A 16,459-nucleotide genomic window follows, 5' to 3' on the forward strand; every position below is an offset into this window, starting at 1 on the left:
GGCGAGGCGGCGTCGCCGGTTCGCTGGGCTCAAATCCCTCCGCCGGTATTGACCGGATCAGGTTCGACGGGTGTGCTCTCAGCGGAAAATCAGGCTTATTACGCGGCCCGGCTCTCCGCACCCCGTTGAGACGGCGCTATTGTAAAGATTAACCGACTTGGGCGAAAGGCGCTTATGTCTCCGGCGGGGCAAACCAGGCGGACTTGAAGTCGAACCAGCCGAGGGTGTTCATCCGCACGCCGCGCATGCTGCGCTGGCCGTGCAGCTGCAGCCAGTGGTGGAACAGCGGATGCAGCTGGTGGTTGCTGACCAGACGCTGGCAGAACTCCGCCAGCGGCAGGCGGTTGGCGCGCCACAGCGCCGCGTCCTGCGCCAGATCTTCGTTCATGCAATGCTGCATCAGCGGCAGTTCGTACAGCGTGGCGAACAGCGAAAACTCCAGCGGCAGATAGAAGTTGGCGCTGCCAAGCCACAGATCGCTGCGCGCGTCGCCCTGGTGCCAGGTGGCGTAATCCACGCTTTGCACGATCAGGCGGATGCCGTGCTGCGCCAGCAGCGGCTCGATCGCCTGACGGATGGCGTGAAACTCCGAATGCTCATTGAAGTGGGTCATCGTCAGTTCGGTCAGCCCCGCCGGCTTGGGCTGCTGCGCCAGCGCGCGGTTGTGGTGCCAACGGGGCAGCAGGCCATACGCCGGCGACCAGTAGCGTTGGTAGAGCGGCCCGGCGTGGCTCAGCAGCGAAATGGGATTGATCAATTCGCACAGCCAGCTGCGAATGGCGGGATCGGCGGCCAGCGGGGAGCGCCGGTCGAACAGCAGGAAATAGCAGCCCTCTTCCAGCCGGCTTTCCAGTTCGTTGTTGCCGGTTTCATCGCCCTGCAGCTGTACGCCGGAATGCACCAGTTCTTCGGAGAACTCCGGCAGCACCCAGATATTCACCTCGTCGATCAGCGCCCGGTAGCCAAAATAGTCGTCGAAGGCGTGGATCTTCATCTGGCTGGGGAGATTGCGCACTACGCGATAGGGGCCGGTGCCGATCGGATGGCGGGCGAAATCCGGCAGTTCGCGCCATTCGCGCGGCAGGATCATGGCGTGCACGCTGCCCAGCAGCCAGGGCAGCCAGTGGTCGGGGCTGCGCAGATGCACGTCAATCACGAATGGCGTCGGCGAGGTGACGCTCTCGATATGCGAGAACAGCGGTTGCGAGGTCAGACGCGAGAGAGAAGTAATGACGTCCGCCATCTCCAGCTCACGGCCGTGATGAAAATGGATCGCCGGGCGCAGGTAAAATCGCCAGTGCAGTGGTGTCAACGCCTGCCAATGGTGAGACAGATCGGACTCCAGTTCCCCGTTTTCCTCATTTATGCGTGTCAGGCCGTTGAAGATCTGGCGCGCCAGATGGGTTTCCGAACGCCGCAGCGCCGAGCCGGGCAGCAGGTTGTACAACTGCCGGTAGTAGAGCACCCGCAGGATGTGTTTCCCCTGGCGGAAGCTACGCCCCAGCTGCGACAGCAGCATCTGGCGCACCACGTTTTTGTCGCCCACCAGTTGCACCAGTTGATCGATGCGATCCTGTTCCAGCAGCTCCTCGGCCCGCTGTTGCTGCAGCGCCAGGCCGGTGTAGTGGAAGGTTAGCCGCGAACGCTTGCCGCGCCCCGACTCCGCCTGCCAGGTGAGCCAGCCTTCCCGCTGCATGGCGCTCAGCAGGGAGCGCACGTGGCGCCGCGAGCAGCTGAGCACCTCCGCCAGATCCTGCAGCGTGGTGTCGGTGGTTTCACCGTGGCAGCGCTGCCACAGGCGGATGAACTGCTGCTGCAATCTGGACGTGGACATAAAAGAGGAACGCTCCCGCTTCAACTCGTCAATTTTTCTTTCCCTATATTACGCCGATAATTTTCATCAATGAAAGGGGAGGGCGTAATCATGAAAGCTTTCTTATCCAGGCAGTTCTATCAGCGCTATTTCAGCGCGGTGCGCCGCCAGCGAGCCGACTGGCTGAGCGTGGTGCCCGAACAGGCGCGGCTGGCGATGCTGGCGCACCTGACGCAATGGGACATTAAAGAGATGACCGATAAGCAGTATCGCGAGCACCTGTAGGGGCTGCGGCAACAAGTTTCTGAGTAATGGTGCTGTTTCACCAGCCAGTGGGGCGACCCACTGGTTTTTTTATGCGCGGTCATGGCGATGCGCTTGCATTTTTCTCGCCGTGGCCTAAGGTTCTTTCTTCTGCTTTGAGGTCAGGGAAGACGATATGCAACGCCTGAGCCGGTTGTCACTGCGTATTAACCCCATCTTTGCCGCATTCCTGCTGATCGCTTTTCTCTCCGGCATCGCCGGCGCGTTGCTGACGCCGACGCTCAGTCTGTTTCTGACCACCGAGGTCAAAGTGCGGCCGCTGTGGGTAGGGCTGTTTTACACCGCCAACGCCGTGGCCGGCATCGTGGTCAGTTTTCTGCTCGCCAAGCGCTCCGATACCCGCGGCGATCGGCGCAGGCTGATCCTGCTGTGCTGCCTGATGGCGGTCGGCAACTGCCTGCTGTTCGCCTTTAACCGCGACTACCTGACGCTGATCACCGCCGGGGTGCTGATGTCCGCCGTTGCCAACACCGCCATGCCGCAGATTTTCGCGTTGGCGCGGGAATACGCCGACAGCGAGGCGCGTGAGGTGGTGATGTTCAGCTCGGTGATGCGCGCCCAGCTTTCGCTGGCGTGGGTGATCGGCCCGCCGCTGTCGTTTGCGCTGGCGCTAAACTATGGGTTCACCGTGATGTTCCTGATCGCCGCCGCCACCTTCGCGGTTTGCGTGCTGCTGGTAGGGGTTATGCTGCCTTCGGTGCCGCGTGCGGCAGAGAATGGGGAGCTGCAGGGCGGGATGTCTGCGCCGATCGCGCCCGCCAGCGCCTGGCGCAATCGCGATGTGCGGCTGCTGTTCATCGCTTCGATGCTGATGTGGACCTGCAATACCTTGTATATCATCGATATGCCGCTGTATATCACCGCCGATCTCGGGCTGCCGGAAGGGCTGGCCGGGGTGCTGATGGGCACCGCCGCCGGGTTGGAAATCCCGGCAATGCTGCTGGCCGGTTATTACGTCAAACGCTTCGGCAAACGCAACATGATGCTGCTGGCGGTGGCGGCGGGCGTGCTGTTTTATCTCGGGCTGACGGTGTTGGCGGCCAAGCCGGCCCTGATCGCGCTGCAGCTGCTCAACGCGGTGTTTATCGGCATCGTCGCCGGTATCGGCATGCTCTATTTTCAGGATTTGATGCCGGGCCGGCCGGGCGCCGCCACCACGCTGTTCACCAACAGCATCTCTACCGGGGTGATCCTGGCCGGGGTGCTGCAGGGCGCGCTGGTGGAGAATTTCGGTCATGGTTCGGTGTATTGGATGGCGGCGCTGTTGGCGCTGGCGGCGCTCGGGATGAGCGCCAAAGTGCGCGAAGTGTGAGGTTAAACGACGGCATTCTTGATGCAAGTCATTGAGAAGGCTAAGCCGGGCGCTCAAGCTGAAGGCATATGGCGCGCGATCGTTGCGCCCACGCCCGTCTCGCTATTGAGATGCCGCCCTGTCGTTTAGAACAGTGGGAACGTTATGGATAAACTCACACCGCTCAAACCGCTTCCTTCCCTGTGCGCCCTTGGCGCCACGCTGATTATCTGGTTCCTCATTCCCGTGCCGGAGGGCGTTGCGCCCAATGCCTGGCAGCTGCTGGCGCTGTTTATCGGCACCATCATCGCCATCATCGGCAAGGCGATGCCGATCGGTGCGGTCTCGGTGATCGCCATCGCTCTGGTGGCGGTGACCGGCGTCACCAACCCCGGCAAGCCGGGCGCCGCGCTGGACGACGCGCTCAGCGGCTTTTCCAACCAACTGATCTGGCTGATCGGCTTTTCTATCATGATCTCCCTCAGCCTGAACAAAACCGGGCTGGGCGCGCGCATCGGCTACTACTTTATTTCGCTGTTCGGCAAGAAGACGCTGGGCATCGCCTACGCGCTGACGCTGGCGGAAACCACGCTGGCGCCGGTGACGCCGAGCAATACCGCGCGCGGCGGCGGCATCATTCACCCGATCATGAAGTCGATCGCCGACAGCTTCGGCTCCAAACCCGAGCTCAATACCTCCGGCAAGATTGGCCGCTACCTGTCGCTGGTGAACTACAACATCAACCCGGTCACCTCGGCGATGTTTATCACCGCCACCGCGCCTAACCCGCTGATCGTCAGCCTGATCGCCAAAGGCACCCACGGCAGCTTCGAGCTGTCCTGGTCGATGTGGGCGGTCGCCGCCCTGGTACCGGGGCTGTGCTCGTTGATCGTGATGCCGCTGGTCATCTACCTGCTGTATCCGCCTGAGGTGAAAAGTACCCCGGACGCGCCGCGCTTCGCGCGCGAAAAGCTGCAGGCGCTGGGGCCGGTGACGCTGCCGGAGAAAATTACTCTCGGGGTATTTGCGCTGCTGCTGGTGCTGTGGGCCGGCATTCCGGCGATGATCTTCGGCCCGTCGCTGGCGGTCAATCCCACCACCGCGGCGCTGATCGGCCTGGCGGTGCTGCTGGCCACCGGGGTGCTGAGCTGGGAGGACGTGCTGAAACATAAAGGCGCCTGGGACACCGTGGTGTGGTTCTCGGCGCTGGTGATGATGGCCAGCTTCCTCGGCAAGCTGGGGCTGATCGGCTGGCTGTCGCAAACCGTCGGCAACGGCATCGACCGTATGGGCATGAGCTGGGTGGGCGGCACGATCTTGCTGACTCTTATCTATTTGTATTCACACTATTTCTTCGCCAGCACCACCGCGCACGTGACGGCGATGTTCGCCGCCTTCTTCGCTGCCGGCATCGCGCTTGGCGCGCCACCGGCGCTGCTGGGCCTGATCCTGGCGTTCTCTTCTTCGCTGATGATGTCGCTGACCCATTATGGCACCGGCACCGCGCCAATCGTCTTTGGCTCCGGCTACGTGACGCTGGGGGAATGGTGGAAAGCGGGGTGGGTGATGAGCGTGGTTAACCTGCTGATTTGGATGCTGATCGGCGGGGCGTGGTGGAAGCTGCTGGGCTACTGGTGAGGAAAAAATTCACCCGCCGGGCGGCGGGTGAAGGGGATTAATTCAGAAACGCCGGCTGCTGCGCTTCGTAGCGGGAGATGTCCGCTTCGTGCTGCAGCGTCAGGCCGATGCTGTCCAGCCCGTTGATCATGCAGTGGCGGCGGAAACTGTCTATTTCGAACGGATAGCTTTTGCCGCCGGCGTTGACCGTCTGGTTCTCCAGATCCACCACGAACTCCGTCCCTTCGTTGGCGTCCACCAGCTTGAACAGCTCATCCACCTGCTGCTCGCTCAGCGTCACCGGCAACAGCTGGTTGTTGAACGAGTTGCCGTAGAAGATATCGGCAAAGCTCGGCGCAATCACCACTTTGAACCCGTAGTCGGTCAGCGCCCAGGGGCGTGTTCGCGCGAGGAGCCGCAGCCGAAGTTTTCGCGCGCCAACAGGATGCTGGCGCCTTTATAGCGCGGTTTGTTCAGCACGAACGCCGGGTTCGGTTGCTGGCCGGCATCGTCGAGGAAGCGCCAGTCGTTGAACAGGTGCTGGCCGAAACCGGTGCGGGTCACCTTCTGTAAAAACTGCTTGGGAATAATGGCGTCGGTGTCGACGTTGGCCGCATCCAAAGGCACCACTAAGCCGGTATGTTGAGTAAATTTAGCCACGTTAGCCCCTTAGTGAATATCACGGATGTCAGCGAAGTGACCGGCGACGGCGGCCGCGGCGGCCATTGCCGGGCTGACCAGGTGGGTGCGCCCACCGCGGCCCTGGCGCCCTTCGAAGTTACGGTTGCTGGTGGACGCGCAGCGCTCGCCCGGATTCAGACGGTCGTTGTTCATCGCCAGGCACATTGAGCAACCCGGCAAGCGCCATTCGAAACCGGCTTCAATAAAGATTTTGTCCAACCCTTCGGCTTCCGCCTGGGCCTTCACCGGGCCGGAGCCCGGCACCACGATGGCCTGCACGCCGCTGGCGACCTTGCGCCCCTTGGCGATCGCCGCCGCTGCGCGCAGATCTTCGATGCGTGAGTTGGTGCAGGAGCCGATGAACACTTTGTCGATCGGCACCTCGGTCAATTTGATGCCCGGCTTCAAATCCATGTAGGCCAGCGCTTTCTCGGCGGAGGCGCGCTCAACCGGATCGCTGAACGATTCCGGCGCCGGGATCGCCTGATTGACGGCGATCACCTGGCCGGGATTGGTGCCCCAGGTGACCTGCGGCGCGATCTCTTCGGCGCGCAGCGTCACCACGGTATCGAACTGGGCGTCGGCGTCGGACTTCAGCGTGCGCCAGTAAGCGACCGCCTGCTCCCAGTTTTCGCCGGTCGGTGCGAACTGACGCCCCTTCAGGTAGGCGAAGGTGGTGTCGTCCGGCGCGACCAACCCGGCTTTGGCGCCCATTTCGATCGCCATGTTGCACAGGGTCATACGGCCTTCCATGCTCAATGCCTCGATCGCCTTGCCGCAGAACTCCACCACGTGGCCGGTGCCGCCGGCGCTGCCGGTTTTGCCGATCACCGCCAGCACGATGTCTTTGGCGGTAATGCCCTCGGCGGCGTCGCCGGTGACCTCAATCTTCATGGTTTTGGCCCGGCCCTGCTTCAGGGTCTGGGTCGCCAGCACGTGTTCCACTTCGGAGGTGCCGATGCCGAACGCCAGCGAGCCGAAGGCGCCGTGGGTCGCGGTGTGTGAATCGCCGCAGACGATGGTCATGCCCGGCAGCGTCATGCCTTGCTCAGGCCCGATCACGTGCACGATGCCCTGGAACGGGTGGTTCAGGTCATACAGCGAAACGCCGAATTCCGCGCAGTTCTTGATCAGCTCCTGCATCTGGATGCGCGCCATCTCGCCGCTGGCGTTGATGTCTTTGGTCTGGGTCGATACGTTGTGATCCATGGTGGCGAAGGTTTTGCCGGGCTGGCGCACCTTCCGGCCCATGGCGCGCAGGCCGTCGAACGCCTGCGGCGACGTGACTTCGTGCACCAGGTGACGGTCGATATACAGCAACGGCGTCTCGTTCGGCGCTTCGTGCACCACGTGGGCGTCATACAATTTCTGGTATAAGGTCTTGGCCATGTTATGCCCCCTGAGCTACAAAGCGAGCGATGATGTCGCCCATTTCATCGGTGCTGACGGCTTTGCCGTCACCGGCCAGATCGGCGGTGCGGTAGCCCTGTTCCAACGCCTGGTTGATGGCGCGCTCCACGGCGTCGGCCGCTTCATCGGCGCCCAGGCTGTAACGCAGCAGCAGGGTGGCGGACAGGATCTGCGCAATCGGGTTGGCGATGCCTTTGCCGGCGATATCCGGCGCGGAACCGCCCGCCGGTTCGTACAGGCCGAAGCCTTGCTCGTTCAGGCTGGCGGACGGCAGCATGCCCATCGAGCCGGTGATCATCGCGCACTCGTCGGACAGGATGTCGCCGAACAGGTTGGAACACAGCAGCACGTCGAACTGGGACGGATCCTTGATCAGCTGCATGGTGGCATTGTCGATATACATGTGCGACAGCGACACGTCCGGGTAATCCTTGGCGACCTGATTGACCACTTCACGCCACAAGATGGAGCTTTGCAGCACGTTGGCCTTGTCGATCGACGTCACCTTGTGGCGGCGCTTGCGGGCAGATTCGAAGGCGATGCGCGCGATGCGCTCAATCTCGAAACGGTGATACACCTCGGTATCGAAGGCGCGTTCCTGCATGCCCTGGCCTTCGCGGCCTTTCGGCTGGCCGAAGTAGATGCCGCCGGTCAATTCGCGCACGCACAGAATGTCGAAGCCGCGGGCGGCGATGTCGGCGCGCAGCGGGCAGAACGCCTCCAACCCTTGATACAGGCGCGCCGGGCGCAGGTTGCTGAACAGTTTGAAGTGCTTGCGCAGCGGCAACAGCGCGCCGCGTTCCGGCTGCTCGGCCGGCGGCAGATGTTCCCATTTCGGGCCGCCCACCGATCCGAACAGGATGGCGTCGGCCTGCTCGCAGCCGGCGACGGTCGCCGCCGGCAGCGGGCTGCCGTGGCGATCGATGGCGATGCCGCCGACGTCGTACTCGGCGGTGGTGATGCGAATGTCAAAGCGTTGACGCACTGCGTCCAACACTTTGCGCGCCTGAGCCATTACTTCCGGGCCGATGCCGTCTCCGGGCAAGACGGCAATGTGATAAGTCTTCGTCATGTTCACACCGTTTCCTGATTATTTTGATGTTTGTTTTGCTGCAGGCGCTGCTTTTCTTTTTCTACCTGCTGTGAGCGCCAAATATTGTTCAACACGTGCACCATCGCCTTGGCGGAGGATTCGACGATGTCGGTCGCCAGACCCACGCCATGGAAGCGGCGGCCGTTGTAAGAGACCACGATATCCACCTGGCCCAGCGCGTCGCGGCCATGGCCCTTGGCGGTCAATTGGTACTTCACCAGCTCGATCGGGTAGTCGGTGATGCGATTGATCGCCTGATAAACCGCATCGACCGGGCCGTTGCCGGTGGCGGCTTCGGCTTTCTCTTCGCCGCCGCAGATCAGTTTCACCGAGGCGGTGGCCATGATGCTGCTGCCGGATTGCACGCTGAAGTAACCCAGGCTGAAGTGCTCCGGCTCTTCCTGCTGTTTGTTGATGAAGGCCAGCGCCTCCAGATCGTAGTCGAACACCTGGCCCTTTTTGTCGGCCAGCTTCAGGAAGGCGGCGTACAGGGTATCCAGGTTGTAATCCTGCTCCTGGTAGCCCATCTCTTCCATGCGGTGTTTCACCGCCGCGCGGCCGGAGCGGGAGGTCAGGTTTAACTGCACGTCTTTCAGGCCGATCGACTGCGGGGTCATGATTTCGTAGTTTTCGCGGTTCTTCAGCACGCCGTCCTGGTGAATGCCAGAGGAGTGGGCGAAGGCGTTGGAGCCGACGATCGCCTTGTTGGCCGGGATCGGCATGTTGCACAGCTGGCTGACGATCTGGCTGGTGCGGAAGATTTCCTGGTGGTTGATGTTGGTGTGCACGTTCATGATGTCCTGGCGCACTTTAATCGCCATGATCACTTCCTCCAGCGAACAGTTGCCGGCGCGTTCACCAATGCCGTTCAGGGTGCCTTCCACCTGGCGGGCTCCGGCTTGCACTGCGGCGATGGAGTTGCCGACCGCCATGCCCAAATCGTCGTGGCAGTGCACGGAGATGATGGCTTTGTCGATGTTCGGCACGCGGTCATACAGGGTAGTGATGATGCCGCCGAACTGGTTCGGGGTGGTGTAGCCGACGGTGTCCGGGATATTGATGGTGGTAGCGCCGGCGTTGATGGCGGCTTCGACCACGCGACACAGATTGTCGATCGGCGTGCGGCCGGCGTCTTCACAGGAGAACTCCACGTCGTCGGTGTAGTTGCGGGCGCGTTTTACCGATCGTACCGCCATCTCCAGCACTTCGTCGAACGAGCGCTTCAGCTTCGATTCGATGTGCAGGGTTGAGGTGGCCAGGAATACGTGGATGCGGAACGCTTCGGCGACGCGCAGCGCTTCGGCGGCCACGTCGATGTCTTTGTCCACGCAGCGGGCCAGGCCACAGACGCGGCTGTTCTTGATCTGGCGCGCGATGGTTTGCACCGACTCGAAGTCGCCCGGCGAAGAGACCGGGAAGCCGACTTCCATCACGTCAACGCCCATTCTTTCCAGCGCCAGCGCAATCTGAATCTTCTCTTTTACGCTCAGGCTGGCCTGCAGCGCCTGCTCGCCATCACGCAGCGTGGTATCGAAAATAATGACTTGTTGGCTCATCGGTGCATTCCTTATCGTGTTGATTTCACGCTAAGCGGGCAAAAAAAAACCCGCGCAGTAGCGCGGGTTTCTTATGGGTGATCGGCTGAGTCAGCTCCGAACGTCGTCCACAGGCATACCGCGCAAACAAGATGCGTTGAGTAGTAGGCCTAGTAGACGGTGAGTACGGATCATAAGGGTTCAGCTTCTCTTAAATTGGGTGTCTGCCTAATTTGATACGTGATTGGCCTGGCGATGTCAACACCTGATTGAATGCGGGGACAATGCATCAGCTCATTAGCTAAACAGAGGATCATTCGGCAAAAAAACGACGCCTTAGAGAAAAAAATGGGGCCAGTTTGCGTGCTGCTTAGCATAAACGAATCGAATATATACTGCGCTAATTGCTTCTGGATTTCGTTGCGTTAAGATTTGTGATGAAAAAAACAAGGGGATTAATCACGGGGAGCAATAAAATAACATTTTCAATGCAAATGGTTTAAATTGAACTCATATGAATAATTGATTGTTTTAGTCATAACATAACAAAATAATGCGTTTTTATACAAAGTGAGCGGTGTTTTTAGATGGTTTGATTGCTTATGATGTGTTTTTATAGTTTGTCTCATACAGTGCGGCGACGTTGTTCAATTGTATTAATCATTATTGATACCTAATTATTAGTACTACCCAGGTGGCATTCTTCTCGCTGACGGGGAAAGCTGCTGACATGTATTCCATATACGACTTATATCGTGTCGATAACACGAGGTTTTTTATCGGTTGATGACGGTAATGGCAGGATTTGTCGTGCAAAGATAAGACAATGCGGCGTTTCATTGTTTGTCGAGCATAAGGATTAGATTATCTACACAGGATTTAGTGGAGTGAAATATGGCTGAATATGATTCAGAAATCGCCATGGTCAAAGAACCGGCGGACATCCATTTGCGCAGCGTCGATCTTAATTTACTGACGGTGTTTGACGCCGTGATGCAAATGCAAAATATTACGCGAGCCGCTAATTCGTTAGGGATGTCGCAGCCGGCGGTGAGCAACGCGGTAGCGCGCCTGAAGGTGATGTTCAACGACGAACTGTTCGTGCGCTGCGGCCGCGGGATCCAGCCCACCATGCGGGCCAGGCAGTTGTTCGGGCCGGTGCGGCAAGCGCTGCAGCTGGTGCAGAATGAGTTGCCGGGATCTGAGTTTGAGCCGCTGACCAGCACGCGAGCGTTCTCCCTGTCGCTGTGCAGCCCGCTCGATTTGCGTCTGGGCGCCGGGATAATCAATCACGTCAAACAGATAGCGCCGCAGCTTAACCTGCAAATAAAGTCATACATTAACAATAATATTGAACGTCAATTGCGTTATCAGGACGTGGAGTTTGTCATCGGCTACAGCCGTTTCGAGTCGGCGGAGTTTCGCAGCCTGGCGATGTTCGACGACGAATTAGTGCTGGCGGTTGCGCAGGCGCACCCGAGAATAGGCGAGGAGGTGACGCCGGAGCATATGCTGGCCGAGCAGCATGCTGCGGTTTCCCTGGAAAGCTTTGGATCGTTCAGTAAACCTTTTTATTTAGACGAGCCGATGCTGCGCGCCGTGACGCAGCAGTGCACGGATCTTTACAGCGTGTTGAATATGGTGTCGCAAACGGAAATGGTAGCGATTGCGCCCGCCTGGTTGGTGCGACAGCAGACGGAGGCGTTGAAAATAAAGGCGGTTCCTTTATGTGGCAACGATAATAAAGCCACCTGCTACCTCTCCTGGCATGAATCCTCAGAGCGGGATAAAGGCCACCAGTGGATGAAATCTGTCCTGATTGAGGCGGGTAACCCAAAGTAAAGCGATAAAAATGGGAACTATATAAAGATAATATTCAACTGAGCGTTTTTTTCTCATGATAAAAACTAAGAACTATCTGTGTTTTTATTAAGATGTTTCTTGGTTTTGCGGCGATAGAATAACTTATTCTCAGGATAAATTTGTTCATTTAGCGAAAACAATTAATATAAATTAATATTCTGATTTTTACTTTCCAGCTGGAATTTTAAACTAACTCGATGTGGCGGCCCGAACGGGCCGCGTTTTATGGCCGCCATCAAACCTTTTCCTTCCCGTTTTGTCCAACCCATGAAAGCGCGAAAGCCGGCCTGAGTTTTGGCTCACACTTCTACGCTGAAATTGCTTTTCCCCCTGCCTGAGAGTAGGTAGACTGCGCGGAAAAAAGTAAACACGTGTAAGCTGAGATGAGGGCCGCAAGGCATCGTTCAGGCTTAACTGTATGATTCATTTCAGGCTTAGAGCACTATGATCACTAATCTGCTGCAATACCATTTGATCCATCGTATACAGCATCAAATCACCCACCGAGCCGATCGCACAGCATTTCGCCAATGGTCGCCCAACGGCGAGTTTCAACTGACCTGGGGAGCGGCGGCTGCCCGCATTGATCGCATTGCCGCCGGGCTGCTGGCGCTGGGCGCCGAAGTGCAAGAACGTATTGGTATCTTCGCCAATAACACGATGGCCTGGTCGTTGACCGATCTCGCGATCCTGCACCTGCGTGGCGTCAGCGTACCGCTCTATTCCACCAATACGCCGGCGCAGGCGGCCTTCGTCATCAACGACGCTGACATTCGCATCCTGTTCGTCGGCGAGCAGGCGCAGCTGGATGCCGCCATCGCACTGCGTGGCGTCTGCCCACAGCTGAGTCATATCATCGTGTTCGACGAGGGCACCGATCTGCGCGGCTGCGAGATCGCACAACACCTGGGCGCCTTCGAGCGCGCTGCCGATCCGGCGGCTTTTGTCGCTCAACGTCGGCAGCGCATTGAAGAGTGCGACCTGCAGGATCTCTTTACCCTGATCTATACCTCGGGCACCACCGGCGAACCGAAAGGGGTAATGCTGGACTACCGCAACCTGGCGGCGCAGCTCTACCTGCATGATGAGAGACTGACGGTCGGCGAAGAGGATGTGTCGCTCAGTTTCCTGCCGCTGTCGCACGTGTTCGAGCGTGCCTGGAGCTTCTTTGTCATGCATTCCGGCGCGCAGAATGTTTTCCTGCCGAACACCGACTGGGTACGGGAAGCGATGGGGCAGGTGCGGCCGACGTTAATGTGCGCGGTACCGCGTTTCTACGAGAAGATTTTCAGCGCGGTGCATGAAAAAGTGGCGCGTGCCCCTTGGTTGCGCCGTGCGCTGTTCCACTGGGCGATCGTCTGCGGGGAGCGCAAGTTCCTGCAAGAGCGGGCCGGCAAACCGTTGGGCAAACTGTTCGAACTCTCTCACCGCTGGGCCGACAAGCTGGTATTGAGCAAGCTGCGCGGCATTCTCGGTGGCCGGGTGCGTTTCTTGCCGGCAGCGGGTGCCAAGCTGGATGACAATGTGATCCTGTTTTTCCAGGCGATGGGCGTCAACATCAAGTACGGCTACGGCATGACCGAAACCTGTGCGACCGTGTCCTGCTGGGAAGAGGGGCATTTCCGCTTCGGCTCTATCGGTAAACCGCTGCCGGAGGTCGAGGTGCGCATCGGTGAAGAAAATGAAATTCAGGTGCGCGGGCCGATCGTGATGCGCGGCTATTTCAACAAACCGTTGGAAACCGCCGCGACCTTTACCGCCGATGGCTGGCTGAAAACCGGCGACGCCGGGGCGATCGATGAAGAGGGCAATCTGTTCATCACCGAGCGCCTGAAAGATTTGATGAAAACCTCCGGCGGCAAATACATAGCGCCGCAGATGCTGGAAGGCACGCTGGCGCAGGACCGCTTTATCGAGCAGGTGGCAATCATCGCCGATGCGCGCAAGTTCGTTTCCGCGCTGATCGTGCCGTGCTTTGAGTCGCTGGAAGAGTACGCGAAGTCAGTCAACCTGAAATACCAGGATCGCCTGGAGCTGCTGCGCAACGGTGAGATCCTCGCGATGTTCGAAAAGCGTCTGCGCGAGATGCAAAAGGAGCTGGCGCGTTTCGAGCAGGTGAAGAAGTTCACGCTGCTGCCGGCGGCTTTTTCCATGGAGTTGGGGGAGCTGACGCCCACGCTGAAGCTGCGCCGCAAAGTGATCCTGCAGCGCTATCAGCGCGAAATCGACTCAATGTACCAGGAACAGGCCTGACGCCGCCGCCGGGCCATGTGCCCGGCGAAAAAAGCGGCATATCCATCACCTGATTTAGTTCTGTAATTTCCCTCCTGTTCGAAACAATGCCTAGCCCGACAACCCTGAGGCTAGCGCATTGTTTTTATAAAGCTGCGATCTCCAGCCGCTTGGCAATAACCCCGCCACCGTTAAGCCATTTTGCCGTTTGCCTGCCCCAAATTCTGACGTTATGTTAATTCGATAGCGACAACCCATAAAAACTTTGGGGCATTGCCCCGCAGCAGGCGCCACGTTCCGGCGCCAGAGAAGAATAAGCAAGCCTGGAGGCAAACCCATGGAGATGTTGTCAGGAGCCGAGATGGTCGTCCGATCGTTGATCGATCAGGGCGTTAAACATGTATTCGGCTACCCCGGCGGGGCGGTGCTCGATATCTACGACGCCCTGCATACGGTCGGAGGGATCGATCATATTCTGGTGCGCCACGAGCAAGGGGCGGTGCACATGGCCGACGGCTACGCGCGCGCCACCGGCGAAGTGGGCGTGGTGCTGGTGACCTCCGGCCCCGGCGCCACTAACGCCATTACCGGTATCGCTACCGCTTATATGGACTCGATCCCGATGGTAGTGCTGTCGGGGCAGGTGCCCAGCTCGCTGATCGGCTACGACGCCTTCCAGGAGTGCGATATGGTGGGGATTTCTCGGCCGGTGGTGAAACACAGCTTCCTGGTGAAACGTACCGAAGACATCCCGGCGGTGTTGAAGAAGGCCTTTTACCTGGCTTCCAGCGGCCGCCCCGGCCCGGTGGTGATCGATCTGCCGAAAGACATCGTCGGCCCGGCGGTGCGGATGCCTTATGCCTATCCGCAGGACGTGAGCATGCGTTCTTACAACCCGACGGTGCAGGGCCACCGCGGGCAAATCAAACGCGCGCTGCAAACCATTCTGGCGGCCAAAAAGCCGGTGATGTACGTCGGCGGCGGCGCGATCAACGCCGGTTGCGAAGCCGAACTGTTGGCGTTGGCGGAGCAGTTGAACCTGCCGGTGACCAGCAGCCTGATGGGGTTGGGGGCCTTCCCCGGCACTCATCGCCAGAGCGTTGGCATGCTCGGCATGCACGGCACCTATGAAGCCAATAAAACCATGCACCATGCCGACGTGATCTTCGCCGTCGGCGTGCGTTTCGACGATCGTACGACCAACAATCTGGCCAAATACTGTCCGGATGCCACCGTGCTGCACATCGATATCGATCCGACCTCGATCTCCAAAACGGTGGACGCCGATATCCCGATCGTCGGCGATGCCAGGCAGGTGCTGGTGCAGATGCTGGAGCTGCTGGCGCAGGACGACAAAGCGCAGGATCACGATGCGCTGCGCGATTGGTGGCAGTCTATCGAGCAGTGGCGCGCCCGCGACTGCCTGGGCTACGACGAAAACAGCGGCACCATCAAGCCGCAGGCGGTGATCGAAACTCTGCATCGCCTGACCAAAGGCGACGCCTATGTGACCTCGGACGTCGGCCAGCACCAAATGTTCGCCGCGCTCTATTATCCGTTCGACAAACCGCGCCGTTGGATCAACTCCGGCGGCCTCGGTACCATGGGCTTCGGCCTGCCGGCGGCATTGGGCGTCAAGCTGGCGCTGCCGGAGGAAACCGTGGTGTGCGTGACCGGCGACGGCAGCATTCAGATGAATATTCAGGAGCTGTCCACCGCGCTGCAATATAACCTGCCGGTGGTGGTGGTGAACCTCAACAACCGCTATCTGGGCATGGTCAAGCAGTGGCAGGACATGATTTATTCCGGCCGTCATTCGCAGTCTTACATGGATTCGCTGCCGGACTTCGTCAAGCTGGCCGAGGCTTACGGCCATGTCGGCATCGCCATCCGCACGCCGGATGAGCTGGAAAGCAAGCTGGCGCAGGCGCTGGCGGAAAAAGAGCGGCTGGTGTTCGTCGATGTGACCGTCGATGAAACCGAACATGTCTACCCGATGCAGATCCGCGGCGGAAGCATGGACGAAATGTGGCTTAGCAAAACGGAGAGGACCTGATCATGCGCCGTATTTTATCTGTCTTGCTGGAAAACGAATCCGGCGCCCTGTCGCGCGTGGTGGGGCTGTTCTCCCAGCGCGGTTACAACATCGAGAGCCTGACGGTGGCGCCGACCGACGATCCGACGCTGTCGCGCATGACTATCCAGACCGTCGGCGATGAGAAAGTGCTGGAGCAGATTGAGAAGCAGTTGCACAAGCTGGTGGACGTGCTGCGCGTCAGCGAACTGGTGCAGGGCGCCCACGTCGAGCGCGAGATCATGCTGGTGAAGCTGCAGGCCAGCGGCTACGGCCGTGAAGAGGTGAAGCGCTGCGCCGACATTTTCCGCGGCCAGATCGTCGATGTGACGGCGACGCTGTATACGGTGCAGCTGGCCGGCACCAGCGACAAGCTCGACGCCTTCCTGAGCGCGGTGCGTGAAGTGGCGGAGATCGTGGAAGTGGCGCGTTCCGGCGTGGTCGGCGTGTCGCGCGGCGACAAAATCATGCGCTGAGCGCGGTTTGGCGGCGAATAATCGGGGCGCGGCGTGGCTGCGCCCTTTGT

The 16,459-nt window shown here is 59.5% G+C and carries 11 protein-coding genes, 1 pseudogene and 1 riboswitch; of the genes and pseudogenes, 7 read left to right on the plus strand and 5 right to left on the minus strand.

All coding sequences use genetic code 11. The annotated features are described in order from the left end of the window. Positions 1 to 16: 16 nt before the first annotated feature. Positions 17 to 135: riboswitch (TPP riboswitch) on the minus strand. 37 nt (positions 136 to 172) lie between these two features. Beyond that, a complete protein-coding gene (gene sgrR / locus JL05_RS04400) occupies positions 173 to 1,834 on the minus strand; it encodes an HTH-type transcriptional regulator SgrR (RefSeq protein ID WP_015376637.1) in 1,662 nt (553 codons plus the stop codon). 90 nt (positions 1,835 to 1,924) lie between these two features. Between sgrR and sgrT the strand changes: the two genes are divergently transcribed. The 3 genes from sgrT to JL05_RS04410 all read left to right on the plus strand — a co-directional run bounded on the left by sgrT (position 1,925) and on the right by JL05_RS04410 (position 5,066). Further along, complete coding sequence (sgrT, locus tag JL05_RS24645; protein ID WP_004932838.1) at positions 1,925 to 2,098, plus strand: glucose uptake inhibitor SgrT; 174 nt, start codon at positions 1,925 to 1,927, stop codon at positions 2,096 to 2,098. Between the two features lie 154 nt (positions 2,099 to 2,252). Continuing rightward, positions 2,253 to 3,449, plus strand: coding sequence for an MFS transporter (locus JL05_RS04405; RefSeq protein ID WP_033631778.1), 1,197 nt, complete (start codon positions 2,253 to 2,255; stop codon positions 3,447 to 3,449). Positions 3,450 to 3,593: 144 nt separating this feature from the next. Next, positions 3,594 to 5,066 (plus strand): DASS family sodium-coupled anion symporter, encoded by a 1,473-nt coding sequence (locus JL05_RS04410; RefSeq protein ID WP_033631779.1) that lies wholly within the window; start codon positions 3,594 to 3,596, stop codon positions 5,064 to 5,066. Positions 5,067 to 5,103: 37 nt separating this feature from the next. On the opposite strand, the pseudogene leuD reads toward JL05_RS04410, so the two are convergent. From leuD to leuA, 4 genes and pseudogenes are all read right to left on the minus strand, one after another. Beyond that, positions 5,104 to 5,705 (minus strand): annotated as a pseudogene (gene leuD / locus JL05_RS04415) (3-isopropylmalate dehydratase small subunit). 9 nt (positions 5,706 to 5,714) lie between these two features. After that, positions 5,715 to 7,115 (minus strand): 3-isopropylmalate dehydratase large subunit, encoded by a 1,401-nt coding sequence (leuC, locus tag JL05_RS04420; protein ID WP_033631780.1) that lies wholly within the window; start codon positions 7,113 to 7,115, stop codon positions 5,715 to 5,717. A 1-nt stretch (position 7,116) separates the two neighbouring features. Further along, positions 7,117 to 8,208: a 3-isopropylmalate dehydrogenase gene (gene leuB / locus JL05_RS04425; RefSeq protein ID WP_025159635.1), complete on the minus strand. Its 1,092-nt coding sequence runs from the start codon at positions 8,206 to 8,208 to the stop codon at positions 7,117 to 7,119. Between the two features lie 2 nt (positions 8,209 to 8,210). Continuing rightward, a complete protein-coding gene (leuA, locus tag JL05_RS04430) occupies positions 8,211 to 9,785 on the minus strand; it encodes a 2-isopropylmalate synthase (RefSeq protein WP_004932820.1) in 1,575 nt (524 codons plus the stop codon). A gap of 873 nt (positions 9,786 to 10,658) precedes the next feature. On the opposite strand from leuA, the gene leuO reads away from it, so the two are divergent. The 4 genes from leuO to ilvN all read left to right on the plus strand — a co-directional run bounded on the left by leuO (position 10,659) and on the right by ilvN (position 16,409). Next, a complete protein-coding gene (leuO, locus tag JL05_RS04435; protein ID WP_004932811.1) occupies positions 10,659 to 11,606 on the plus strand; it encodes a transcriptional regulator LeuO in 948 nt (315 codons plus the stop codon). Positions 11,607 to 12,071: 465 nt separating this feature from the next. Beyond that, the gene (locus JL05_RS04440; protein ID WP_033631781.1) at positions 12,072 to 13,880 is read left to right on the plus strand and encodes an AMP-dependent synthetase/ligase; all 1,809 of its coding nucleotides are present in this window, start codon (positions 12,072 to 12,074) and stop codon (positions 13,878 to 13,880) included. 316 nt (positions 13,881 to 14,196) lie between these two features. Then, positions 14,197 to 15,915, plus strand: coding sequence for an acetolactate synthase 3 large subunit (gene ilvI / locus JL05_RS04445; RefSeq protein ID WP_033631782.1), 1,719 nt, complete (start codon positions 14,197 to 14,199; stop codon positions 15,913 to 15,915). A gap of 2 nt (positions 15,916 to 15,917) precedes the next feature. After that, the gene (ilvN, locus tag JL05_RS04450; protein WP_004932806.1) at positions 15,918 to 16,409 is read left to right on the plus strand and encodes an acetolactate synthase small subunit; all 492 of its coding nucleotides are present in this window, start codon (positions 15,918 to 15,920) and stop codon (positions 16,407 to 16,409) included. The last annotated feature ends 50 nt before the right edge of the window (positions 16,410 to 16,459 follow it).

It is taken from the genome of Serratia nematodiphila DZ0503SBS1 (assembly GCF_000738675.1).
Lineage (GTDB): Bacteria > Pseudomonadota > Gammaproteobacteria > Enterobacterales > Enterobacteriaceae > Serratia > Serratia nematodiphila.

Coding starts and splice junctions, on each gene's coding strand:
- sgrR (WP_015376637.1), bottom strand. CDS start 1,834: ATGTCCACGTCCAGATTGCAGCAGCAGTTCATCCGCCTGTGGCAGCGC.
- sgrT (WP_004932838.1), top strand. CDS start 1,925: ATGAAAGCTTTCTTATCCAGGCAGTTCTATCAGCGCTATTTCAGCGCG.
- JL05_RS04405 (WP_033631778.1), top strand. CDS start 2,253: ATGCAACGCCTGAGCCGGTTGTCACTGCGTATTAACCCCATCTTTGCC.
- JL05_RS04410 (WP_033631779.1), top strand. CDS start 3,594: ATGGATAAACTCACACCGCTCAAACCGCTTCCTTCCCTGTGCGCCCTT.
- leuC (WP_033631780.1), bottom strand. CDS start 7,115: ATGGCCAAGACCTTATACCAGAAATTGTATGACGCCCACGTGGTGCAC.
- leuB (WP_025159635.1), bottom strand. CDS start 8,208: ATGACGAAGACTTATCACATTGCCGTCTTGCCCGGAGACGGCATCGGC.
- leuA (WP_004932820.1), bottom strand. CDS start 9,785: ATGAGCCAACAAGTCATTATTTTCGATACCACGCTGCGTGATGGCGAG.
- leuO (WP_004932811.1), top strand. CDS start 10,659: ATGGCTGAATATGATTCAGAAATCGCCATGGTCAAAGAACCGGCGGAC.
- JL05_RS04440 (WP_033631781.1), top strand. CDS start 12,072: ATGATCACTAATCTGCTGCAATACCATTTGATCCATCGTATACAGCAT.
- ilvI (WP_033631782.1), top strand. CDS start 14,197: ATGGAGATGTTGTCAGGAGCCGAGATGGTCGTCCGATCGTTGATCGAT.
- ilvN (WP_004932806.1), top strand. CDS start 15,918: ATGCGCCGTATTTTATCTGTCTTGCTGGAAAACGAATCCGGCGCCCTG.